This is a genomic window from Micrococcus sp. KRD077, from assembly GCF_017168505.1.
GTDB classification, from domain to species: Bacteria; Actinomycetota; Actinomycetes; order Actinomycetales; family Micrococcaceae; genus Micrococcus; species Micrococcus luteus.
The window spans coordinates 40,717-63,195 of record NZ_JABFAZ010000002.1 but is presented as its reverse complement, the minus strand read 5'-3'; the positions used below and the strand labels follow the sequence as shown (position 1 = coordinate 63,195).

General features: G+C 72.8%; 18 protein-coding genes and 1 pseudogene. 7 read left to right on the top strand and 12 right to left on the bottom strand.

Going from position 1 to position 22,479, the window contains the following annotated elements; genetic code table 11:
* Positions 1 to 29: 29 nt before the first annotated feature.
* Positions 30 to 404 (bottom strand): peptidoglycan-binding protein LysM, encoded by a 375-nt coding sequence (locus tag J1M39_RS00290; RefSeq protein WP_206496348.1) that lies wholly within the window; start codon positions 402 to 404, stop codon positions 30 to 32.
* Positions 405 to 695: 291 nt separating this feature from the next.
* On the opposite strand from J1M39_RS00290, the gene lexA reads away from it, so the two are divergent.
* Positions 696 to 1,412 carry a transcriptional repressor LexA gene (lexA, locus tag J1M39_RS00285; RefSeq protein ID WP_158184566.1) on the top strand — a complete coding sequence of 239 codons (717 nt, stop codon included), beginning with the start codon at positions 696 to 698 and terminating at the stop codon, positions 1,410 to 1,412.
* Positions 1,413 to 1,455: 43 nt separating this feature from the next.
* Here lexA and J1M39_RS00280 read toward each other — a convergent pair whose 3' ends face one another.
* Positions 1,456 to 3,555, bottom strand: coding sequence for an ATP-dependent DNA helicase (locus J1M39_RS00280; protein WP_342356350.1), 2,100 nt, complete (start codon positions 3,553 to 3,555; stop codon positions 1,456 to 1,458).
* On the bottom strand, positions 3,552 to 5,192 hold the full coding sequence (gene hflX, locus J1M39_RS00275; protein ID WP_206496347.1) for a GTPase HflX: 1,641 nt from the start codon (positions 5,190 to 5,192) through the stop codon (positions 3,552 to 3,554). Before hflX ends, J1M39_RS00280 begins: the two co-directional genes overlap by 4 nt.
* Positions 5,193 to 5,599: 407 nt before the next feature.
* Here hflX and J1M39_RS00270 point away from each other — a divergent pair, with 407 nt between their 5' ends.
* The 6 genes and pseudogenes from J1M39_RS00270 (at position 5,600) to J1M39_RS00255 (ending at position 9,540) form a co-directional block, all read left to right on the top strand.
* Complete coding sequence (locus J1M39_RS00270) at positions 5,600 to 6,727, top strand: NAD(P)-binding domain-containing protein (protein WP_185194681.1); 1,128 nt, start codon at positions 5,600 to 5,602, stop codon at positions 6,725 to 6,727.
* A 5-nt stretch (positions 6,728 to 6,732) separates the two neighbouring features.
* Positions 6,733 to 7,380: a class I SAM-dependent methyltransferase gene (locus J1M39_RS00265; RefSeq protein ID WP_004167714.1), complete on the top strand. Its 648-nt coding sequence runs from the start codon at positions 6,733 to 6,735 to the stop codon at positions 7,378 to 7,380.
* Between the two features lie 28 nt (positions 7,381 to 7,408).
* Positions 7,409 to 7,882, top strand: a pseudogene (locus tag J1M39_RS12400) (FAD-dependent oxidoreductase); the annotation flags it as partial.
* A 127-nt stretch (positions 7,883 to 8,009) separates the two neighbouring features.
* Positions 8,010 to 8,423, top strand: a complete 414-nt coding sequence (locus J1M39_RS12395; protein WP_260446670.1) for an FAD-dependent oxidoreductase — start codon at positions 8,010 to 8,012, stop codon at positions 8,421 to 8,423.
* Positions 8,420 to 8,728: a hypothetical protein gene (locus J1M39_RS12160; RefSeq protein WP_241253745.1), complete on the top strand. Its 309-nt coding sequence runs from the start codon at positions 8,420 to 8,422 to the stop codon at positions 8,726 to 8,728. The genes J1M39_RS12395 and J1M39_RS12160 overlap by 4 nt, the downstream gene beginning before the upstream one ends.
* Positions 8,729 to 8,820: 92 nt before the next feature.
* The gene (locus J1M39_RS00255; RefSeq protein ID WP_036335003.1) at positions 8,821 to 9,540 is read left to right on the top strand and encodes a DUF6270 domain-containing protein; all 720 of its coding nucleotides are present in this window, start codon (positions 8,821 to 8,823) and stop codon (positions 9,538 to 9,540) included.
* Positions 9,541 to 9,576: 36 nt separating this feature from the next.
* Here the strand turns inward: J1M39_RS00255 and dapF are convergent, their stop codons facing one another.
* From dapF to J1M39_RS00210, 9 genes are all read right to left on the bottom strand, one after another.
* Positions 9,577 to 10,524 (bottom strand): diaminopimelate epimerase, encoded by a 948-nt coding sequence (gene dapF, locus J1M39_RS00250; protein WP_004167719.1) that lies wholly within the window; start codon positions 10,522 to 10,524, stop codon positions 9,577 to 9,579.
* 9 nt (positions 10,525 to 10,533) lie between these two features.
* A complete protein-coding gene (gene miaA / locus J1M39_RS00245; protein ID WP_004167720.1) occupies positions 10,534 to 11,460 on the bottom strand; it encodes a tRNA (adenosine(37)-N6)-dimethylallyltransferase MiaA in 927 nt (308 codons plus the stop codon).
* Entirely contained in the window at positions 11,460 to 13,010 is a 1,551-nt protein-coding gene (gene miaB, locus J1M39_RS00240) for a tRNA (N6-isopentenyl adenosine(37)-C2)-methylthiotransferase MiaB (RefSeq protein WP_206496346.1), read from the bottom strand. The genes miaA and miaB overlap by 1 nt, the downstream gene beginning before the upstream one ends.
* Before the next feature lie 40 nt (positions 13,011 to 13,050).
* Positions 13,051 to 14,109, bottom strand: coding sequence for a RecX family transcriptional regulator (locus J1M39_RS00235; protein ID WP_166437362.1), 1,059 nt, complete (start codon positions 14,107 to 14,109; stop codon positions 13,051 to 13,053).
* Complete coding sequence (recA, locus tag J1M39_RS00230; protein WP_002856498.1) at positions 14,106 to 15,170, bottom strand: recombinase RecA; 1,065 nt, start codon at positions 15,168 to 15,170, stop codon at positions 14,106 to 14,108. The genes J1M39_RS00235 and recA overlap by 4 nt, the downstream gene beginning before the upstream one ends.
* Before the next feature lie 223 nt (positions 15,171 to 15,393).
* The gene (locus J1M39_RS00225; protein ID WP_002856500.1) at positions 15,394 to 17,487 is read right to left on the bottom strand and encodes a DUF6270 domain-containing protein; all 2,094 of its coding nucleotides are present in this window, start codon (positions 17,485 to 17,487) and stop codon (positions 15,394 to 15,396) included.
* Positions 17,484 to 20,777, bottom strand: coding sequence for a glycosyltransferase family protein (locus tag J1M39_RS00220; protein WP_002856502.1), 3,294 nt, complete (start codon positions 20,775 to 20,777; stop codon positions 17,484 to 17,486). Before J1M39_RS00220 ends, J1M39_RS00225 begins: the two co-directional genes overlap by 4 nt.
* Positions 20,774 to 21,940, bottom strand: coding sequence for an FkbM family methyltransferase (locus tag J1M39_RS00215; protein WP_166437361.1), 1,167 nt, complete (start codon positions 21,938 to 21,940; stop codon positions 20,774 to 20,776). The genes J1M39_RS00220 and J1M39_RS00215 overlap by 4 nt, the downstream gene beginning before the upstream one ends.
* A 218-nt stretch (positions 21,941 to 22,158) precedes the next feature.
* The gene (locus tag J1M39_RS00210; RefSeq protein ID WP_069941344.1) at positions 22,159 to 22,377 is read right to left on the bottom strand and encodes a DUF3046 domain-containing protein; all 219 of its coding nucleotides are present in this window, start codon (positions 22,375 to 22,377) and stop codon (positions 22,159 to 22,161) included.
* Between the last annotated feature and the right edge of the window lie 102 nt (positions 22,378 to 22,479).

Sequence of the window (22,479 nt, the reverse complement as noted above, 5' to 3'; positions counted from 1 at the left end):
GAAGCGTGGAGGGCGAGGCCCGCCGTGCGTCACCGCGTGGCCGGGACGAACAGCTCCTCGCCCGGCGCGGGGGCCCGGCCCTCGAACCCGTTGAGCTCGTCGATCGTGGCGATCACCTCGTAGACGTCCGCCTCCGGAGCCACCGTGGTGGCGATGGTCCACAGGCTGTCCCCGGGCATGACCGTGACGGACTGGGTGGCGGGCCCCGCGGTGTCCGCGGACACCGCGGCGGGCGACAGCAGCACACCCAGGAAGAAGGCGGCCGCCAGCGTGGCGGCCACGGCCGCGGCGATCACGGGGATCCCCCGCAGCACGAGGCGGCCGCGGCGGGTCAGACGGATGGTGGCCGGACGCGGCCGCGCCGTCGCGGGCGAGCCGGCGAACTGGGCGGTGGTGAGCGTCATGGTGTCCTCCTCCGGGGCGGATGCCCTCCAGGTGATCGAACATGTGTTCGAATCCGTTCGAATGCCTTTCTAGCACAGGTGTTCGAGACATGCCACGACGAGATCGAACATATCTTTGAAGGAGAGGTGGCTCTCCTCTAGGCTCGAGGCCATGCACGGACGCCCCGGAACGCCCCGGGACCGCCAAGACACAGGCAACCAGCGGGGGCGGACACGGTAAGCGTCCGGACGGCAGCCGGACGCCGGAACACGAGTCCGGCCACCATCACCCCGGGAGAACGGACGGCAGCCATGAGCACCACCGACGATCAGCCGGCGGCGCGCGCGCCGCTCACCGACCGCCAGCGGCGGATCGTGCAGACCATCCGGGACGCGATCGCCGACCACGGCTACCCGCCCTCCATGCGCGAGATCGGCGACGCCGCGGGCCTGGCCTCGCTCTCCTCCGTCACGCACCAGCTGGGCCGTCTCGAGCGGCACGGCTACATCCGGCGCGACCCCGGACGCCCGCGTGCCCTCGAGGTGCTGCTCGACGTGGACGGCACCCCGCTGGGCGAGGCCGCCTCCCCCACCGCTGCGCCGTCGTCGCGGGTCTCCGCGATCCCCGCGTGGCACACCGGCACAGACGAGGCGGACAGCGTGCCGGTCCCCTGGGTCGGCCGCATCGCGGCGGGCGGCCCGGTCCTGGCTGAGCAGCAGGTCGAGGACGTCATGGCGATCCCGCGACGCCTCACGGGCGAGGGCGAGCTGTTCATGCTGCGCGTCACGGGCGACTCGATGGTGGACGCCGCGATCTGCGACGGCGACTGGGTGGTGGTGCGCCGGCAGGACACGGCGGAGAATGGCGACATCGTCGCGGCCCTCCTCGACGACGAGGCCACCGTGAAGACCTTCCGCCGCCGCGACGGGCACACCTGGCTCCTCCCCCAGAACACGGCCTACGAGCCCATCCTCGGCGATCACGCCACCGTGATGGGGCGGGTCGTCACGGTCCTGCGTTCGCTCTGACCCGCTCCCTCCGGCCGGGCCGACGGCCCGAGGCCGAGCGAGGTCAATCGCCCGAGGCGAGCCGTGCCAGCACCCCGCGGACGACGTCGCGGTCCGTGGTGCGCCAGAAGTCCGGCAGGGCGCTGGTGATGTAGCCGCCGTACCGCTCGGTGGCCAGGCGGGGGTCCAGCACGGCCACCACGCCGCGGTCCGTCACGGAGCGCACGAGGCGCCCGGCGCCCTGGGCCATGCGCACGGCCGCATGCGTGGCGGAGATCCGCATGAACCCGTTGCCGCCGTGCCGGGCGACGTCCCGGGTGCGGGCCTGGGAGAGCGGGTCGTCCGGCCGCGGGAACGGGATGCGGTCGATCACCACGAGCCGCAGCGAGTTCCCCGGCACGTCCACGCCCTGCCACAGGCTCATGGTCCCGAACAGGGACGTGTCCGGCTCCTCGGAGAACTGGCGCACGAGGGCGGAGAGGGTCGCGTCCCCCTGGCACAGGATCGTGGTCTTCGGCCCGAGCCGACGGCGCATCTCGGCGGCGGCGTCCTCGGCCGCCCGGCGCGAGGAGAACAGGCCGAGAGCCCCGCCCCGCGACGCCCTCAGGAGCGCCTCGAGCTCATCCAGGGACTCGGGCGAGGCCGTCCGGCCGGGCCGGGGCAGGTGCCGGGCCACGTAGAGCACCCCCTGACGCGGGTAGTCGAAGGGGCTGCCGACGTCGAGGGCCTCGAACTTCGGGGCGTCCGGGCCGGCCAGGCCCACGTCGCCGGCCACCGAGTCGAACCGGCGCTCCCCCGAGCCCACGGTGAGCGTGGCGGAGGTGAGCACCGTCGTCGCCTTGCCGAACAGGCCCTCCCGCAGCTTGCCGGCCACCGAGAGCGGGGCCACGTAGAGCTGGGGCGGGTCGGTCTCGTCCCCCGGCTGCCAGCCCACGCCGGGCTCGAAGTGGCCGGGGCGGGTGGCCCACAGCACCTCGGGGAAGTCGGCCTCGGGCCGGGCGGCGAGCATGCGCTCCACCACCTCGAGGACCTCGAGGATCCGCGAGCGCGCCATCTGCCGTCCGCCGTCGGCGTCGGCCTCCTTGTCCTTGTCCTGGCCGAGGTCGGACAGGCACTGGCGCGCGGCCGTGAGGACGCCGGTGAGGGCCTGCTCCTGGACCTCGTCCGGGCCCGCGGCGATCAGACCGGACGGAGTGTCCGTGAACGCGCGGTCCAGGGCCGCCCCGGCCTCGATCAGGTCCTCCACGGCCACGGTGGTGTGGCGGCGCAGCGAGGTGGCCGCGCCGTGCACGATCGACCCGGACAGCTGCCCGGTGACCGCACCGGTCACCCGGTCCTGCAGCTCGTGGGCCTCGTCCACGACGACGGCCGAGTACGCCGGCAGCACCGCGAGGCCCTCGAAGGCGCTGATGGCGAGCATCGCGTGGTTGGTGACCACGACGTCCGCGTCCGCCGCGTCCGCGCGGGCACGCTCGGAGAAGCACTCCTCGGCCTGGGGGCAGCGGGACGCGCCGAGGCAGTCGACCGCGGTGACGGAGACCTGCCGCCACGCGCGGTCGGTGACGGGGACCTCGAGGTCGTCGCGGTCCCCGGTCTCGGTCTGGTCCGCCCACGCCCGCAGGTACATGACCTCCTTGCCCAACAGGGAGGAGGGCCCGGCGGCGCCGTCCGTGGCGGAGCCGATCACCCCGCCGTCGTCGGCGACCGTGAAGAGGGCCTCCTCGCCCTCATCCCCGGGGTAGCCGCCGTCCACCTTGTGGCGACAGAGGTAGTTGGAGCGGCCCTTGACCAGGGCGACGACGGGCTCGCGAGGCAGCTCGTCCTTGAGCGCCTCGACCAGCCGGGGGGCGTCCCGCTTCATGATCTGGGCCTGCAGGGCGAGCGTGGCCGTGGCGACGACGACGGGGTCCTCCTGCGTCATCGCGTGCTGGATCGCGGGGATCAGGTAGGCCAGGGACTTGCCGGTGCCGGTGCCGGCCTGCATGAGCAGGTGGCGGCGCGACTCGAGGGCGCGCGCCACCTGCAGCACCATCTCCCGCTGGCCCGCGCGGTGCTGGCCGCCGGTGGCCTGCACCGCGGCGTCCAGCAGGCGCAGTGCCTCGCGCTCGTGCTCCGTGCGGGGCTGCGCGCCGCCTGCCCCGGCCTCCTGCTCCTCCTCGCTCACGACGCGTCCGCCTCCACGACGAACTCGGCGAAGTCCGGCGCGATGTCCTCACGGACCAGCACGGACAGGCGGGTGCCGCCCTCCTCGTAACCCTCGGCCAGGATCTCCGCGTCCGCCGAGTGGAGGCGGGAGACCAGCTCACCCCGGGTGAACGGGATCAGCAGTTCGAGCCGCACGTCCGGCCGCGGGATGGTGGCCGCGATGGCGCGCTCGAGCTCGTCGATGCCCTCGCCGGTGCGCGCGGAGACCACCACGGCGTGGGGCTCCTTGGACCGGATCCGGGCGACGACGGCCGGGTCCGCGGCGTCCGCCTTGTTCAGCACGATGATCTCGGGGATCCGGTGCGCGTCCACCTCCGCGAACACGGAGCGCACCGCGGCGATCTGGCCCTCCGGGTCCGGGTGCGAGCCGTCCACGACGTGCAGGATGACGTCCGCGTCCGCGACCTCCTCGAGAGTGGAGCGGAACGCCTCGACCAGCTGCGTGGGCAGGTTCCGCACGAAGCCGACCGTGTCCGAGAGGGTGTAGCCGATGCCGTCCGGCGTCATGGCCTTGCGCACGGTGGGGTCCAGCGTGGCGAACAGGGCGTTCTCCACGAGCACCCCGGCGTGGGTGAGGCGGTTGAGCAGGGACGACTTGCCGGCGTTGGTGTAGCCGGCGATCGCCACGGACGGCACCCGGTTGCGACGACGGTTGGCGCGCTTGGCCTCGCGTGCCGGCTTCATCCCGGCGATGTCCCGGCGCAGCTTCGCCATGCGGGTGCGGATGCGGCGGCGGTCCAGCTCGATCTTGGTCTCGCCGGGGCCGCGAGAGCCGATGCCCTCGCCGGCGGCGGCACGGCCGCCGGCCTGCCGGGACATGGACTCGCCCCAGCCGCGCAGGCGCGGCAGCAGGTACTCGAGCTGCGCGAGCTCGACCTGGGCGCGGCCCTCACGCGAGCTCGCGTGCTGGGCGAAGATGTCCAGGATCAGCGCGGTCCGGTCGATGACCTTCACCCGCACCACGTCCTCCAGCGCGCGGCGCTGGGACGGGGCGAGCTCGGAGTCCACCACCACGGTGTCCGCGCCGGAGAGCGCCACGATCTCGGCGAGCTCCTGCGCCTTGCCCTTGCCGAGGAACGTGGCCGGGTCCGGGGTGGCGCGACGCTGGATGACGCCGTCGAGCACCTCCGAGCCCGCGGTCTCGGCGAGCGCGGCGAGCTCCCCCAGGGAGTTCTCCGCGTCCTCCGCGGAGCCCTCGGTCCAGACCCCCGCCAGCACCACGCGCTCCAGGCGCAGCTGGCGGTACTCGACCTCGGTCATGTCCTCGAGCTCGGTGGACAGGCCCTGCACGCGCTTGAGGGAGTGGCGCGCGGCGAGCTCGTCCTGGTCGCCGTCGGCGTCCGTGTGCCCGTCCTCGCCCTCGTCCAGGGCGAGTGCGCGGCCCGCGAGCGCGGCGGAGCGATCCGGGGTGCCGGCGTCGAGGGCGCCCTCGTGGTCCGCGGCCACGCTGTCCGCGGAGCCGCGCCCGGTCGCCTCGCGGTCGGAGGCGCGGCGAGCGTCATCGGCGGCCAGGATGCGGTCGATCACGGCCTGGATCTCGTCCTCGGAGCCGTGGGCGCCCTGGGGGCCGGGGGTGTGCTGGTTCTTCTCAGTCATGGTCTCCTCTGGGCCGCCGCGGTCGGGCGGCCCGATGTCAGTTCAGGGTAGTGGGTGGGGCGGACGCGATACCGGCGTCCGGAGATCAGGAGTCAGGCGACAGGAACGTCACGGACGGCCGCAGGGGCGGCCACGCAAGCCGTGCAGGCGCGGCCACGCAAGCCGTGCAGGGGCGGACGATGTAGTCCATGGGGGGTGTCCTGTTCGCGTCGGCGGGATCCGGGCGCACGGGGGTGCGGACCGGAGCGGGATGCGGAGCGATCGATGGCGGCCGGAGCGGTGGCTCGACGGGCGGCGGCGATCAGGCGAACAGCAGGAACATGCCGACCATTCTAGCGGCCGCCCGCCGCCGGCGACACCCCTCCCCCGTGGGCGAACACGCGCCGGCCGTGCCTACGCTGGGCCGCATGACCCCGCACCCGGACCGGCACGTCACCGTCCTCGTGGTCGGCGCCGGCCAGGCCGGGCTCTCCGCCGCCCACCACCTGCGCCGCCGCGGCTTCCAGCCCGTCGGCCCCGGTGAGGCCCCGAGACCGGCCCCCGAGGGGTCGCCGGGCACGTTCGCCGTCCTCGACGCCGAGGACCGCCCCGGCGGGGCGTGGCTGCACCGCTGGGACACCCTCACGATGGGCTCGGTCAACCACATCCACGAGCTGCCCGGCCACCTGGTGCCGCCGGCGGACCCGGCCGCGGGGGCCAACGCGGTGCTGCCCGCCTACTTCGCCGAGTACGAGGAGCGCTTCGACCTGCGCGTGCACCGCCCCGTGCGCGTGTCGCGGGTGGAGCGGATCGGCGAGCCCGGGGCCGCCGAGGGGTTCCGGGTGCACACCGACGCGGGCACGTGGACGTGCGGGTTCCTGGTCAACGCCACCGGGACGTGGACCTCACCGCACTGGCCGGCGGTGCCGGGCCGGCGGGAGTTCCGCGGCCGGCAGCTGCACACCCACGACTACCGCGACCCGGAGGAGTTCGCCCGGCGGCGCGTGGTGGTCGTGGGCATGGGCGTCTCCGCGACCCAGCACCTGGCCGAGGTCTCGCGCGTGGCGGACACGCTCTGGGTGACCCGCCGCGAGCCGCAGTGGATCGACGACCCGGACCCGGGCCACCTCGCCGAGTCGGTGGAGGGCGTCGACGAGCGCACCCGCCTCGGCCTGGCCCCGCGCTCGGTGGTGAGCGCGACCGGCATGTTCCGCTCCGACTGGGTGCGCGAGGCGCAGGCCCGCGGGGTGCTCGAGCGCCACCCCATGTTCGAGCGGATCGAGCCGGACGGGGTGCGCATGCCCGACGGCTCCCTCGAGCGCGCCGACGTCATCCTGTGGGCCACCGGCTTCCGCCCCGCCGTCCGCCACCTCGCCCCGCTGCGCCTCCGCACGCCCGACGGCGGCATCCGGGCGGCGCACGGCCGCGCCCTCGACGAGCCGCGCCTGTTCCTCATCGGCTACGGGCCGTCCCAGTCCACCGTGGGCGCCAACCGCGCCGGCCGGGACGCCGTGCGGGCGATCCTGGCGGACCTGCGGGCCGCCGGCGCCGCCTGACTACGATGGTCGCCGTGACCTCGCCTGCGCACTACTTCTCCCCCGACCCCGGCACCCCCGAGCGGCGCCGCAGCGTCGACGTCGAGCTCGCCGGGCGGCGCGTCACCCTGCAGACCGCCAACGGCGTGTTCTCCCCGGACGGCATCGACAAGGGCACCGCGGCCCTGCTCTCGGCCGTCCCCGCGCCCCCGGCGCGCGGCGCGTTCCTCGACGTCGGCGCCGGCTGGGGCCCGCTCGCCCTCACGCTGGCCCTGGCCTCCCCCGAGGCCGAGGTGACCGGCGTCGAGGTGAACGAGCGCTCCCTGGCCCTGGCGCGCGACAACGCGGCCGCCGTCGGGGCGTCGAACGCGCGCTTTCTCACCCCCGAGCAGGTCCCGGACGACGCCCGGTTCGACCTGGTCTGGTCCAACCCGCCGATCCGCATCGGCAAGGCCGCCCTGCACGATCTGCTGGCGCAGTGGCTGCCGCGCCTGGCCCCCGGCGGCGAGGCCTGGCTCGTGGTGCAGAAGAACCTCGGGGCGGACTCGCTGCTGCCGTGGATCGCGGGGATGCTCCAGGAGCAGGCGCCCGGGGAGTTCACGGCGACGCGGGCGGCCACGGTCAAGGGCTTCCGGATCCTGCGGATCTCGCGGGCGGCCGGATCGTCCTCCTGAACGGACCGTCCTGAAAAGTGTCGAAGGCATGAGCAGCCTGAACACCGTGAAGGACACCGCGACCGCCGCCGGCACCGCCGAGCTCGAGACCGACATCCTGGTGATCGGCTGGGGCAAGGGCGGCAAGACCCTCGCCAGGACCCTCGGCTCCCAGGGCCGCAAGGTCACCCTCGTGGAGCGCGACGCCGGCATGGTCGGCGGCACATGCGTCAACGTGGCGTGCGTGCCCACCAAGGCCCTCGTCCACCGCGCCGACGCCGTCCGCCCCGGGGACGACCCGCACGCCGCCGTCGCCTCCGCCTGGGACTTCCGCGACGCCCTCACCTCGAAGCTCCGCGACGCGAACCGCGCCATGCTAGAGGACCTGGACGCCGTCACCCTCGTCCAGGGCGAGGCCCGCTCCACCGGCGAGCGCACCGTCGAGGTCCGCCCCGCCGAGGCCGCGGACGGCGACGACGACGGCGAGCGCCTGACCATCCGCGCCCGGCACGTGGTCGTCAACACCGGCACCACCCCCCTGCGCCCGGAGATGCCCGGCGTGGACCTGCCCGGCGTGCACGACTCCGAGACCCTGCAGCTGCAGATGGACCGCAGCCGCGCGCCGCGCCGTCGTCGTCGGCTCCGGCCCCGTGGGCCTGGAGCTGGCCTCCATGCTGGCCGGCTTCGGCGCCGAGGTGACCGTCCTGGTGCGGGGCGAGCAGATCCTGCCCGACGAGTCCGACGCGGTCCGCGACTCCCTGGTCGAGGCCCTGCAGGACCGCGGCGTGCGCCTGGCCACCGGGGCCTCCGCCACGGGCTTCGCCGAGGCCGACGGCGGCCTGCGCGTGGACCTCGAGGAGGGCGAGCCGATCGCCGCGGACATCGTGGTGCTGGCCACGGGCCGCGCGTCGACCGCCGAGGCCCGGCACCCGGCGGCCGCCGGCATCGAGCTGGACGAGAAGGGCTTCATCGCCGTGGACGAGCACCTGCGCACCTCGGCGCCGACCGCGTGGCCGTGCCCAACACCGTCTTCACGACGCCGCCGCTCGGCTCGGACGGCATGACCGCAGAGCAGGCCCGCGAGTCCGGCCACGAGGTGAAGGTCGCCTCCAAGCCCGTGGCGACGATCGCCGCCATGCCGCGCCCGAAGATCGAGGAGGACGCCCACGGCGTCATCGAGGTGGTCGTGGACGCCGCCACCGACCTCGTGCTCGGCGCCCGCCTGCACTGCGTGGAGGCGCAGGAGCTCGTGAACCTCGTGGCCCTGGCCATGCGCGCGGACGTCACGGCGTCGGCGCTGCGCGACGGGATCTGGACGCACCCCTCCGCCACCGAGGCGCTCAACGAGGTGCTCGGCGAGCTGAGCTGACGCTCCTGGCCCCGTGACGACGGCGGCCCGGGCGGATCCGCCTGGGCCAGCCGTCGCCTGGCACGCCCAAGGCTGGTGATAAAATCCGCCGGATGGACGTGGTCGTATACGGCTCCTGCGTAAGCCGGGATGTATTCAGGGTTGATGCAACTCATCAGGTAGCCGCATACGTGGCCCGGTCATCGTGGATTTCCGCGACGACTCGATCGATCCCCCACCCCGACATTCCACTGGATCTCAATTCGGCTTTCCAGCGAAGGATCGTCGAGCAGGACTTCGAGTCCGCCATTCCGTCGATCATCCGGTCCACGGCGGGAAGCGTCCTCATCGACATGACCTACGAGAGGCACGGCGTCCTCGAGGTCGACGGCGGGTACATCACGCCTTCGAACGAATTTTTTCGCTCCTCATGGGCCTCCGCGATCCAGGGGCGGCACATCCGGTTCGGCACTCCCGAGCACTTCACCCTCTGGTCGCGGGCAGCAGTTCGCCTTGCGGGGATGCTGGAAGGGCGCCGCGTGTGGGTCATCAGGGCGCCCTTCGCCGCACGGACCGAGAGCGGAGCCGAGGTCAAGCCGGACAAGGGTCTCACTCCAGAGGAATGGCGCGGGCGGTTCTCCATCTATTACGAGGTTCTGCGAGATCTGGGATTTCCGATCCTCGACGTTCCACAGAATCTGTGCCTGTCGGCGGACGACCATGAATGGGGCCCGGCCCCCATGCACTATTCGGACGACTTCTACAGGTGGGTCTCCGGTCAGATTCCTCGGATGCCCCGGTTACAGGCGAGCGCTTCGCCGCGACTCTCCTGACATCGCGGCAGTCGCACGGCGGCGCTGACGTGCCCCTCAGACGGTGAGCTCGCCGTCGAAGACGAGCTCGGCCGGGCCGGCGAGCACCACGTGCTCGGTGCCGTCCGGGTGGGCGACGAAGTCCACGCCGAGGACGCCGCCGGGCACCTCCACGAGCCACGAGTCGGAGCCGCCCTCGCCGGACCACGCGCGCATGGCCACCGCCACGGCGCACGCGCCCGTGCCGCAGGACTGGGTCTCCCCCACCCCGCGCTCGTGCACGCGCATGCGCGCCCGGCCCACGCCCTCGCGGACGAGGGGCTCGTGGGCCGCCACGAACTCCACGTTGGTGCCGTGCGACGGCGCCGGGTCCACCTCCGGGGCGCGGGTGAGGTCCAGCCCCTCGAGGTCCTCGAAGGAGGCCAGCGGCACCACCGTGTGCGGGTTGCCCATGGAGACGCTCAGCGCCGGGCGGGGGTCGGCCAGGCCGGCGGCGAGGACCATCGCGTCCGAGGCCGCCTCCTCGGCCAGCTCCGGATCGAGGTAGGACCACGGGCCCATGTCGATCGCGTAGCCGTGGGCGAGGCGGCTGACCGTCTTCACGCCGGCCCGCGTGCCGATGGTGATGGACTCGCCGGGGGCGAGGTCCACGAGCCCCTTCTCCGCGAGGAAGTGCACGAACACGCGCACCCCGTTGCCGCACATCTCCGCGATCGACCCGTCCCCGTTGCGGTAGTCCATGAACCACTCGGCCTCGGGGTGCGCGGCGAGCAGGGCCCGGCCCTCCTCGACGTGGCGGGAGGGCACGGCGCGGATCACGCCGTCCCCGCCGATCCCCCGGTGTCGGTCCGCGAGCACCGCCACCTGGGCGGCCTCGAGGTGGACGTTGCCGTCCGGGTCGGCCAGGAGCACGAAGTCGTTGCCGGTGCCGTGGCCCTTCGTGAAGGGCACGCGGGGGGCGGCGTCGGACGTCGGGGCCGCGGCGGCGGCGGTCTTCTCGGTCATGGGGCCAGTCTAGGAGCCGGCCACCACGGCCAGCGCCTGCGCGACGACGTCCGGGGCGAGTGCGTCCACCCAGTGCACGCGCGGGTCGGCGCGGAACCACGTCTCCTGCCGGCGGGCGAAGCGCCGGGTGGCGACGACGGTCTGCTCGGCGGCCTGCTCCGGCGTGAGCGTGCCGTCCAGGACGGCGAGCATCTGCGCGTAGCCGATGGCCCGGGCGGACGTGGGCCCCTGGCGCAGCCCGTCCGGGCCGGGCACGTCCAGCGCGCGGACCTCGTCCAGCAGCCCGGCGGCGAGCATGCGCTCCACCCGGGCCTCGATCCGCTCGTGCAGCACGGCCCGCTCCAGGCTCAGGCCGATCTGCACCACCGGCGCCACGGAGGGATCGTGCTCGCGCCGCGGCATGAACGCGGAGAAGGGCCGGCCCGTGATCCGGTGGACCTCGAGGGCGCGGACGAGACGCCGCGCGTCGGCCACCTTGGCGGCGGACTCGGGGTCGACGGCGGCCAGCTCGGCCCGCAGGGCCGCCTCCCCGCGCTCGGCCAGCTCGGCCTCCACCGCGGCCCGCACCTCCGGGTCCGTGGGCGGGAACTCGAGCACGTCCAGCGCCGCCCGCACGTACAGGCCGGAGCCGCCCACGAGGATCGGGGTCCGCCCCCGGGAGCGGACGTCCGCGAACACGCCGCGGGCCGCGGACTGGAAGGCGGCCACCGAGGCCTCCTGCCCGACGTCGAGCACGTCCAGCAGGTGGTGCGGCACGCCCTCGCGCTCGGCCTCGGTCACCTTGGCGGTGCCGATGTCCATGCCCCGGTAGAACTGCAGTGCGTCCCCGTTGACGACCTCCCCGTCCAGGGCGTGCGCCAGCGCGACGGCGAGGGCGGACTTGCCCGTCGCCGTCGCCCCGACCACGGCGACGACGGGCGGGCGGGCGGCGCGCATCAGGACCGGGGGCGCAGCGTGGGCATGCCGAGGCTCGTGGCCCCGGCGCCGCCGGAGGCGCCCGGCGTCGGCACCCCGCAGGACTCGGCCTGGGCGCGGTCCCAGGCGTCGCCGGCGCGCGAGCGGCGCAGCGAGTAGTCCTCGGGCGCGGGGTCCGCGACCGCGAAGAACGGGTGCGCCTCGGTGACGGTGACGCTGACGAAGTCCCCGGGGCGCGGGGTCGGCGCGCCGGCCGGGACCGAGAAGTGCACGAGGCGGTTGTCTCGCGCACGCCCGGAGAGGCGGCCGCGCTCGGCGGCCTTGGTGCCGGAGTCGGCGGTGACGAGCAGCTCCTGGCGGGTGCCCACGAGCGTGGCCATCTCCTCCGCGGAGATGCGGTCCTGGAGGGCGACGAGGCGCTCGTAGCGCTCCTGCACCACGGCCTTCGGCACCTGGTCCGCCATCTCGCCGGCCGGGGTGCCGGGGCGGATGGAGTACTGGAACGTGAACGCGGAGGAGAACCGCGAGGCCTCGACCACCCGCATCGTGTCCTGGAAGTCCTCCTCGGTCTCCCCCGGGAAGCCGACGATGATGTCCGTGGTGATGGCCGCGTGCGGGATCCGCTCGCGCACCTTCTCGAGGATGCCGAGGAACCGCTTGGACCGGTACGAGCGGCGCATGGCCTTGAGCACCGTGTCCGAGCCGGATTGCAGGGGCATGTGCAGCTGCGGCATGACGTTGGGGGTCTCGGCCATCGCGTCGATCACGTCGTCCGTGAAGGCGGCCGGGTGCGGGCTGGTGAAGCGCACGCGCTCCAGGCCCTCGATCTGCCCGCATGCGCGCAGCAGCTTGGCGAACGCGCCGCGGTCCCCGAACTCCACGCCGTACGTGTTCACGTTCTGGCCCAGGAGGGTGACCTCCACGGCGCCGGCGTCCACGAGCGCCTGCACCTCGGCGAGCACGTCCCCCGGGCGGCGGTCCTTCTCCTTGCCGCGCAGGCTGGGGACGATGCAGAAGGTGCACGTGTTGTTGCAGCCCACGGAGATGGACACCCAGCCCGAGTGGGTGGAGTCCCGCTTGGTGGGCAGCGTGGAGGGGAACACTTCGAGGGACTCGAGGATCTCGATCTCGGCCTCCGCGTTGTGGCGGGAGCGCTCGAGCAGCACCGGCAGGGAGCCGATGTTGTGGGTGCCGAAGACGACGTCCACCCAGGGCGCCTTGGCCTGGATGGTGGCCTGGTCCTTCTGTGCGAGGCACCCGCCGACGGCGATCTGCATGCCGGGGTGCGCGTCCTTCACGGAGCGCAGGTTGCCGAGGTTGCCGTAGAGGCGGTTGTCCGCGTTCTCGCGGACGGCGCACGTGTTGAACACCACGAGGTCCGCCTGGGCGTCCTGCGGGGCGGGGGCGTAGCCGGTGGACTCGAGGAGGCCGGAGATGCGCTCCGAGTCGTGCACGTTCATCTGGCAGCCGAACGTGCGGACCTCGTACGTCAGCCCCTCGTGGGGGCGCGCGGAGGTCTGCCGGGGGGCGGGGGCTTCGAGGGCTTCGAGGGTGGGGTCCGTCAACGTCACCGCACCATTCTAGGAACCTCGGGCGGGGCGCGGGGCCCGCTCACTCCTCGAGCTCGCCCAGCACCTCCTTCACGACGGCGAACGCGAGGCCGCCGCCGTACCCCTTGCGCCCCAGCATGCCGACGAGGCGCCGGGTCACCTTGTCCCGCTCCGCGCGCGCGTCCGGGCCGTTCCCGGCCGGGACACGGCGGCCGCGCAGGCGGCGGCGGACGAGCTCGAGGGCGGCGGCGCGCTCGTCCTCCCCGTCGATGGCCTCGAGCGCCTCGGCCGCGACGTCCCGGTCCACGCCCTTCTGCCGCAGCTCGTGGCCGATGGCCCGCCGGGCCAGCCCCTTGGACCGGTGGCGGCTGCGGACCCAGACCTCGGCGAAGGCGGCGTCGTCCACGAGCCGGACCTCCTCGAACCGGTCCAGGACCCGGGCGATCAGCTCGGGCTCGGCCTCGCGGTCGGCGAGCTTGGCCTCGAGCTGACCGCGGGAGCGCGGCCCCAGGGCGAGCTGCCGCAGGACGACCTCGCGGGCGGCCTCCTCCCGCTCCCTCGGGTCGGCCGGCAGGGGCGCGGGCCCCGGGCGACGGCGCGGCCGGGCGTCCTCGCGGGTGTTCGCCTCCTCGGGGGCGGAAGCGGCATCCGTGGCGACAGGGCGGGCGGTCCGGCGACGGGCGCGCCGCGCCTCGGACGAGGCACCTCGGGCGCCGCGACCACCGCTCTCGTGCCTCGCGTCCGCCGACCAGGGCAGCACGCGCGCCGCAGCGCCGGGGGCGGGACTGGGCAGGTCGCTCGCGCGGCCCAGGAGGACACCCAGGCCCGGCGGCCCTGCCTCATCCGGCGCTGCTGCGGGGCCGGACGGCGCTGCCGTGGAGCCGTTCTCCGCCGTGGCGAGGGGCGGATCGTCCGTCGGCGCCCCCGGCGGCTCCTCTACACCCCTGGCCGCGGCCGGGGGGTCGGCCTCGGGCACGCCCGCCAGCTCGAGCCACATCCGGGCGGCGTCGGTGTCGCGCGCGTCGTCGAACGCGGACGAGCCGGAGGCGGCGCCGCTCCGACCGGTCCTCTCGGACCGGCGGGCGGCGCCGCCTCCGGCGTCCCTGCGGGCTCGGGTCATCCGGCCGCGGTGTCACCCGGGACCGCGGTCAGGGCCGGGGCCTCGTCCGCCTCGGCCTCCGGATCCACGCCGATGCCGAGCTTCGTGAGGATCCGCTCCTCGATCTCCTGGGCGAGGTCCGGGTTGTCCTTGAGGAACCGGCGGGCGTTCTCCTTGCCCTGGCCCAGCTGGTCTCCGTCATAGGTGAACCAGGCGCCGGACTTCTTCACGATGCCCTCCTCGACGCCCATGTCGATCAGGCCGCCCTCGCGGGAGATGCCGACGCCGTAGAGGATGTCGAACTCGGCCTGCTTGAAGGGCGGGGCCATCTTGTTCTTCACGATCTTCACGCGAGTGCGGTTGCCGACGGGGTTGCCGGCCTCCTTGAGCGTCTCGATGCGGCGCACGTCGATGCGCACCGACGCGTAGAACTTCAGCGCCTTGCCGCCGGTGGTGGTCTCCGGGGAGCCGAAGAACACGCCGATCTTCTCGCGCAGCTGATTGATGAAGATGGCCGTGGTCTTGGTCTGGTGCAGCCGACCGGTGATCTTGCGTAGCGCCTGGGACATCAGGCGGGCCTGCAGGCCCACATGGGAGTCGCCCATCTCGCCCTCGATCTCGGCGCGCGGGGTCAGTGCGGCCACGGAGTCGATCACGACGATGTCCAGGGTGCCGGAGGAGACCAGCATGTCCATGATCTCCAGGGCCTGCTCGCCGGTGTCCGGCTGGCTGACGAGGAGCGCGTCCGTGTCCACGCCGAGCTTGCGCGCGTACACCGGGTCGAGCGCGTGCTCGGCGTCGATGAACGCGGCGATGCCGCCGTTGCGCTGGGCGTTGGCCACCGCGTGCAGGGCCAGCGTGGTCTTGCCCGAGGACTCCGGACCGTAGATCTCCACGACGCGGCCGCGGGGCAGGCCGCCGATGCCCAGCGCCACGTCCATGGCCACCGAGCCCGTGGGGATGACCTCCACCGGCGTCTGCGTCTGATCGCCCAGCCGCATGACGGAGCCCTTGCCGAACTGCTTGTCGATCTGCGCGAGGGCGGCTTCGAGGGCCTTCTCGCGATCCGGAGTCTTGCTCATCCTTCACCCCTAGCTCTGGTGGCGGTGCGGCGGGCGTCCAGGCGCCCGCCTCGGTCATGTGCGTGAATCTACGGGGAGCGGCGGACACGTTAAGCGCCCGGGGTCCGCCTGTGCACGAGATCACCCCGTCGCACTGCTGTGCAGGACTCTACCGCACGGATCGAACATGTGTTCGATTTCCGGCGCGTCGTGCATTCGGGCTCCGCTCACTCAAGTGCCGCCTTCAACGCTGCTTGCGTCCGTACGAACGTCGACCCGCCGGGGTGACCTCTACTTCTCGTTTCTTCGCTCGGGCGTCGAAACGAACGGCGCCGACGAGACGACCGGAGGCATCCCGCAGGTCGAGACGCCACAGCTCCCCCTCGCCCAATCCCTCCACGATCAGAGGCGAGACGACGTTCTCTACAGAAGCCACCGTACGGGCCCCCTCCTCTCGCGCGAAGTCGGCCGTACACGCCGACGATGGACCCACGATGGACAGGTCCCAAGACACGCGAACCCTTCCAGCGCCTGCGGGCTCCACCGCGACCCCTTCTGCGATCCCGCCGGACGCGGCCTCGGACAACCCCTGGGCATGCGGCGCGCCGAGGGCTTCCTCCACACGCGCGACCGTCTTGGCGACCCCCTCACCCCGACGCATGGCATCAACGGCGAGGCAGGTTACTTCAACAGGCAATACTGCGTGTCCCTTACCCCACGAAAGGATCCGGGCGACGTGGCTGTCGTCCACGGCGATGAGGTCACGGTCTCGCTCGCGTGCCCCAGAACGGGCGAGCAGCGGGAGCAGATGCCTATGCACATGATGGTCCGAGGCATTCTGCAGGATCAGGACGCGGGCTCCCGAGGCCATTGTTTCCACCCGGTGCTGCACACCGGCAGCTGCGAGCTTCGCCTCCGCCCCGACCCGATCGTCAACGTGGTCAGGCGTTCCCTCGGGGATGATCGTCGCCAGGTAGCGAGTAACGGCCGCGGGTTCATACTCCAAGATGTCCGTCTGGGGGTTCCATACCAGCGCGGAGGCTCGGTCCCCGAGTTCTTCTGCAAGTCGCAGGGCCGCAAATCCTCCTCCCGACCCCCCGACGAGGAGAAGATCCCGGTCCAGCTCAGCCGAGATCGAGCGCAGTGCTTGCACTGTCGCAGGTACTGCGTCAGATCCAGGCGCCCCCGTATACCAAGCGAGCAGGATCTCGTGGGAAAGCTGCATTCCTGGGTCACTGACTGCCACCCACGGGATGCCCAGCTTCTGGCTCACCCGCCGACCTGCGAAGAAGGGCGGGGCAGACCCATTCCGCTTGCTCATGGCACCGCTCAGGAAAACCACCACGGACTCTTGTGCCTGAATAGACCCAAGATCGCCACGCACGATCAAATCCAGGTGGTTTCCGTCTGGGAGGCCCATCCGATGCAACCCTGCCTGTACCGGCGCCTCGGCGAACGCGGCGGAGGATTCCCACGACACCACGTCCACTCCGTAGCCTCCGTAGGAACTCGGCACGACGCCCTGGCGTTCGGTTGTGAAAGCTGTCGACGCCCGGTCTGCGTGACGCGGGGCCGGACGTTGGACCGCCGCCGAGCGATCATCCGGAGCGTGGCGAGCCAGGTTCATGGCCTCCCAAACCTTGTCGGCCAGGTGGGCCGCGCCAGTGGCAGCGAGCTTAAGTGGAGCCACCTTGCCACCCTCAGCGGGCGCCACGTTCAAGTCGGCTGAGACCTCCACGATGGCTTCGGCCGGCACGTCATAGCGCATTCGCTCGTACAGTCCGGCCAGGCGGGAATTCGTCCCCTCCAGCGCGGGCGCGGACGATGCGGGATTGCCCAGTTCGTCGGACGTCAGCATCTGCGCCGCGTGCAGCACCACGCGGTCCCACATTCCGGCTTCTTGCAGACCCTGGACAAACGAGGACCAGCCGGCGCTCCACAGCTCCGAATGTCCCTTCTGTCCGCAGGAGAGGACCTCACCTCCCAGCGAACCCAGTCCCGCTTCTGCCGCCTCGGGAGAGCGGGTGATGACACGCCCATCGTGGAGGCGCACAACGCCAAGACGCTCCTCAAGAGCGTCGATCACGATGGCCCCGGGGTCGAGGGCCACAATGTCCTCGACGAGCCGCCGCTCGACATCCCGGCGCACGAGGGCGCGGCGGAAGTCTGTGCTGATCGCACCGAGGTCCAACACATCTGCTGCTGCGGGAGTCGCCAGCGCTGCCAGAGACGTTCGGGCGAAATAGTGGCCAGCGGGCACCTGGAATCGCGCATCCGCCAGAAGTGCCGCGCGGGTCAGCCCGCTGCCCACCACAGCTACACGTCGCGTCTCGCTCATGCTCGGGCGCTCCTCTCACGCGAGAAGGCCGTGGCCATCTCCTGTTTCACCACATGCTCCGCTCCGGACTGTGCGCGAACCCGTCGCGCCGCGGCGCGGGACATCCGCAGGTAGCGCTCGGGGTCCCGGTGCAGCGTCCGCAGCGCGTCGGCCAGCTCTCTGTGGTCCTCCGCCGGGGCGAGGAACGCGCATTCCTCGTCCACGAACTCTGGCACCGCGGCCACCGCCGAAGTCACCGGGACCAGCCCGGAGGACATGGCCTCGTCACGGCTCACCCCCTGGGTGTCGCTGCGGGTCGGGACCAGGAGCACGCCGTGGGCGGCATGCTCCCGGGCGATCTGCTCGTGGGTGAGGAAGCCACGACGGATCGTGACGTTGGACAGCCCACGAAGGGGCGCGAGGGTCTCCTCGAACAGCGGTCCATCGCCCAGGAACGTGAACTCCATCTCGTCGAACCACGGCTCGTCCTTGAGCTCGAGGACGGCCGCCACGGAGAGGTCGTTCGCGTAGACGCGCGAGTGGTAGGGCCGGATGGACAGGGCCCGGAGACGGTGCTCCGAGGTCTTCTCCCGGTAGGGGAAGACGTCCGCGTCGATGGGGTTGTGGATGATGCTCCAGCGGTGGTCGGGCAGCCGCACGCCGACGTCCTCGAACACCGTCTCCGCGAACCACTGGGAGACGAAGACGAAGTGCATGTCCTCGGGAGAGGACTCGAAGATCTCCCGCCACATCGTCAGACGGGTCTCCGACAGGTCCTTGGCGGCCTCCAGCTCCTCCTCGGAGGTGTAGTTGAACCGCCGGCGCCACCAGGGCTGGATCTCGAACCCGTGGATCCACACGGTGGTGGGGGGCAGCGACGGAGCCGTCTTCAGCACGTCCCAGGTCTCCGGCAGGAGGCAGTGCACGGTGAGCGAGCGCGCCTCCCCCGTGGCGAGCGTGGCGGACAGGTCAGCCGGCCGCAGCACGGCCACGTCCACGTCCTCGAACTCCCGGAACTCCGGCTGATGAGCGGTCCCCAGGGTGACGGTCTCGAGCCGGCGCCCCGCCTCGAGGTAGCGACGTAGGCGGCTGTGCACGAACCCGTTGCGGTACAGGTTCCCGTAGGACGGGTAGATGTTCGTCACCAGCACGTCCGGGCTGCGCACCAACAGCGGGACGGGCGGCGCCACGAAGGGGCCGTTCACCACACGGTGGATCACCGCACTGCCGGACCCGCTCACCCGCAGTCCCCAGCGCATCGCCACGGCGTCGTCGGGAATGGTCACCTCCACGAACTGGCGCGCCGGGATCATCGCGTGGCCGATGCGTCCTCCCGCGGAGTCGAGCCAGTACGCGACCAGCATGACGTCGAGCCCGACCCCGACGTCCAGGTAGAGGGGCTCCGTGCGGCCGAGGAGCTCCGCGTCCAGCGGCCTGACGTGCGGGTTGATCCAGTACTGGTGACGGCCCGCCTCCATCCGCGAGGTCAGCCGCGCCTCGCCGTCCTCCCACGTCATGGTCATGGCGTCGAAGGTCGTCATGCCCTCGAACAGCATGTCGAGGTCGAGGACGGGCAGGTCGTCGGAGGACTCCTCGAACACCAGCGCGTCGGCGTGGCGACGGATCTCGTCCAGTCCGAGCCCCTGGTCGAGGGGCAGCGCCGACACCGGCTCCAGGAGGGCGGCCGGGGCATGCGCCCCGCCCGCGCAGTACTCGAGCGCGGAGACGGCCAGGCCGGCAGGCGCCGTCGCCTCGGTGAGGACGCCGGACACCGCGGCCTCCGCCGCCGGGTCGAGGCGCACCAGCGACCGGTGCAGGGGCAGTCCGTCGCACGGGGTCCACGCGGTGCGCGGCTCGCGGCGCACCGGGGCGCCGCCGCCCTCCGGCACCGCGTAGTGCTCCCGGTGCCCGACGGCGTCCACGTCCGCCCACCGCAGGGTCAGCACGAGGTCCTCGAGGTAGTGCGGCCCGTACCAGTCCTGGGGCTCCAGGGTGCCGAGGGCGGTGCATCCGCGCGACCGCGCCAGCGCCGCAAGGCCGTCGGCGGACTGGACGGCGACCACGCGGTCGTCGTCAGCCGCGGCCTCGACGGCCGCCGCGTCCGCATCGTCCTCCACCAGGACGGCGAGCACCCAGTCGGTCCAGGACTGCCGCGTCCAGGACGCCAGGAGGCCGCGGACGGCCTCCTCATCGCGGTCCGGTGCATGCGGCACGATCAGCAGCGGGCGCTCGACCTCGGCCCGAGGCAGGGTGACCCCGGCGTGCTGGGCCACGAAGGAGAGCCGCTCGGCGTAGGTGTGCTCCCGCAGGACCTTGCGCAGCGCCATGGCGCGCATCCGCTCGTTGCCGTTGGAGTGGGCCTCGATCTGCTCGAGCCGACGTCGCATCTGCGTCCCCGAGTCCGTCGCCACCACGAGGTCGCCGAACATGAGCCGCAGCCCGCGGGAGAAGTTGCTGACCACCAGCGTGTTGGAGGCCAGGAGCTCGAACACCCGGCGGGCGAACATGGACTGGGACTGCTTCACGGAGTTCAGGTTGAGGTTGACCGTGTAGCCCTTGTAGGGGATGTCCAGCAGGTCCGGGGTCAGCGCGCCGCCCACGATGAACCGCTTGTACTCCTCCGGGAAGGCGTAGTCGGCGTTCCCCCGGCCCAGGTTGCGGTCGTAGATGTCGAACCGCCGGCCATCCGCGGAGAGCTCCGAGCTGAGCTCCCGCAGATCCGCCAGCCGCTCGGGGTAGCGGGCGTAGTAGGCGCCGGCGAAGGCGCACCCCTGCACCCGCTCGAAGGCCTCCACGGGATTGGAGTGGGCCGGCTGGGCCGCGAACGGCAGGAAGTGCACGTTGCTGTGCCCGAGCTCGCGCTTGTAGCGCGGGACGCAGTCCAGGTCCGTGGTGAACACCGCGTCGAAGTGGCCCGCCGTAGTGAGGAACGTGTTGAAGTGCACCGGATCCTCCTTGTTCCAGAAGGCGGTGGGCACACCCCTCTCACGGCACCACCGGAGGACGCCCTCCAGCTCGGGGCCGAACCGATGGACGGTGTTCCACCAGGTCTGGCGGTGCCCGCGCCACGCGGACTCCACGAGCAGCAGGTCCGGCTGCGCCGCCGTCAGCTCGGCGCGCCAGTACTCCATGGTCAGCGGCACCAGGTCCGCCTCGCCCTCGAAGGAGGTGAAGGAGAACTCGTCCAGGATGCAGGCCACGACGAGCTTCCCGGCCCGGCCGGTGCGTCTGCGGACCGGCACCGGATCCGTCTCACGGCGCCGCGACGCGACGTCCTCGGGAACCACAGGTGCGGGGATCCGGGGGCTCATGCCTGCCCACCCTTCTTGTCGGCGCGGATGATCGAGATGAGTCGGGGCACGGCGCGGCGCACGCCGGTCAGGCTCTGGGCCTCCCGCAGCGCCTTGCCCGCCTGGAAGGTGCGCGAGGACCGCACCTGACGCAGCGTGGCCCGCGTCTGCTGGACCGCCTGCAGGGCCGACTCCTTCTCCACCGCGAGGCGTTCCAGGGCGTCCTCCATCTCCTGCAGGCGTTCCTGCGCCGCCTCCCGCTCGGACTGGGCGTCCCGCTGGTTCCAGATGCGGTCCTCGGCCTCCGCCACGAACCCCCGGAGCACGCGGAAGTCCTCCCGGTTCCGGGCGACGAGCGCCTCCAGCTCCTCGACTCGACGGCGCGCCGCGTCCCGGTCCGCCTCCGCCTCCGCCAGGTCGGCTCGCATCTCCGCGCCCTCGCCGGGCTCACCGTCACCGACCCGCAGCCGCTCCCGTAGGGCCAGCGCGGTCGAGCGCTCGGCGTACATGCGGCGCATGACCGCGTCCATCCCGGCCTCCTGCCGCTCGTCTGCGGATCGAGGGACGAAGAGGACGGTCGGCGAGGAGTTCTCCACGTCGGCCACGCGGTAGCCCAGGGGGCGGAGCCGCTCGACCGCCGCCTCGTAGGCGGGCTCGTCGAGGCACTCGATCCACAGCCGGGGCTGGCTGCGCCGGAGCGTGCGGCGGGCGCCGTCGAGCACGTGCGCCTCGAATCCCTCGACGTCCACCTTGAGCATCGCGACGAGGCGCGAGCCGACGATCTCGTCCACGGTGCGCACCGGCACCCGGTCGCCCTCGGCCTCCGGAGACCGGTCGATCGACCGCGTCCCGAGGTTGGCCGGGTCCCCCTCGCGCAGGACGGCCTCGCCCTCGCCGGCGCCTGCCGCGCAGGCGTGCACCTCCACGGCGTCCTCGACGCCGTTGAGCGCGGCGGAGCGGCGGACGGCGTCTGCGAGCCGTGCATCTGGCTCCACGGCGATCACCCGAGCCCCCACCGTGCAGGCGAGGAACAGGGTGTGGTTGCCCACGTTGGCCCCCACGTCGACGACCACGTCACCCGGCGAGAGCGCCTCGGCCATCTTCTCCAGCATCGCGGACTCGTACACCGTCCCCTCCAGCACCATGCCCTGGATGTAGTCCTCACCCGCATCGGGAACGATCACACTGTACTCTGAGCCGCGCGCCAGCAGGCGTGCGACCGGTTCATCCGAACCGGGCGTGGGCATAGGGCCTCCTCGAGGGGTGGGACGAGACATGGGTCCTCGCGCTGTCGAGAGGACGCGCGACGTGGGTCCTTCACGCGCGGCGCGCGCCGAAATCCACTGTAGCCGCCGCCACCGCCGGGCAGGCGCCGCGGCCTCCCCGGCGCGCCCCGGCGCCCTCACCGCTTCGGCGGCACGTCCCGGCCGAGACGCCGCTCCTGCGGGATCTCATGCAGGTCGCAGACCGCCAGCCACACCCGCCGCGGGTCCACGCCGGCGGCGATCGCCGCCGTCGCGGTGGTGTCCAGGCCGGGCAGGTGCAGGGAGTCTGCCACGAGGCCGGCCCGGGCGGGGCCGAACTCCTCGTCCATCAGCCGGCGGAACTCGCTCTCGCGCACGGCAGGTCCTCTCTGTGGTCGGTCGCGGGGTCAGGGACGGAGACGCAGACGGCGCGGGCGCCCCGAGACGGGGCGCCCGCGCCGTGGGGGGGGCGGGGTCAG

Coding starts and splice junctions, on each gene's coding strand:
- J1M39_RS00290 (WP_206496348.1), bottom strand. CDS start 404: ATGACGCTCACCACCGCCCAGTTCGCCGGCTCGCCCGCGACGGCGCGG.
- lexA (WP_158184566.1), top strand. CDS start 696: ATGAGCACCACCGACGATCAGCCGGCGGCGCGCGCGCCGCTCACCGAC.
- hflX (WP_206496347.1), bottom strand. CDS start 5,192: ATGACTGAGAAGAACCAGCACACCCCCGGCCCCCAGGGCGCCCACGGC.
- J1M39_RS00270 (WP_185194681.1), top strand. CDS start 5,600: ATGACCCCGCACCCGGACCGGCACGTCACCGTCCTCGTGGTCGGCGCC.
- J1M39_RS00265 (WP_004167714.1), top strand. CDS start 6,733: ATGGTCGCCGTGACCTCGCCTGCGCACTACTTCTCCCCCGACCCCGGC.
- J1M39_RS12160 (WP_241253745.1), top strand. CDS start 8,420: ATGACCGCAGAGCAGGCCCGCGAGTCCGGCCACGAGGTGAAGGTCGCC.
- J1M39_RS00255 (WP_036335003.1), top strand. CDS start 8,821: ATGGACGTGGTCGTATACGGCTCCTGCGTAAGCCGGGATGTATTCAGG.
- dapF (WP_004167719.1), bottom strand. CDS start 10,524: ATGACCGAGAAGACCGCCGCCGCCGCGGCCCCGACGTCCGACGCCGCC.
- miaA (WP_004167720.1), bottom strand. CDS start 11,460: ATGCGCGCCGCCCGCCCGCCCGTCGTCGCCGTGGTCGGGGCGACGGCG.
- J1M39_RS00235 (WP_166437362.1), bottom strand. CDS start 14,109: ATGACCCGAGCCCGCAGGGACGCCGGAGGCGGCGCCGCCCGCCGGTCC.
- recA (WP_002856498.1), bottom strand. CDS start 15,170: ATGAGCAAGACTCCGGATCGCGAGAAGGCCCTCGAAGCCGCCCTCGCG.
- J1M39_RS00225 (WP_002856500.1), bottom strand. CDS start 17,487: ATGAGCGAGACGCGACGTGTAGCTGTGGTGGGCAGCGGGCTGACCCGC.
- J1M39_RS00220 (WP_002856502.1), bottom strand. CDS start 20,777: ATGAGCCCCCGGATCCCCGCACCTGTGGTTCCCGAGGACGTCGCGTCG.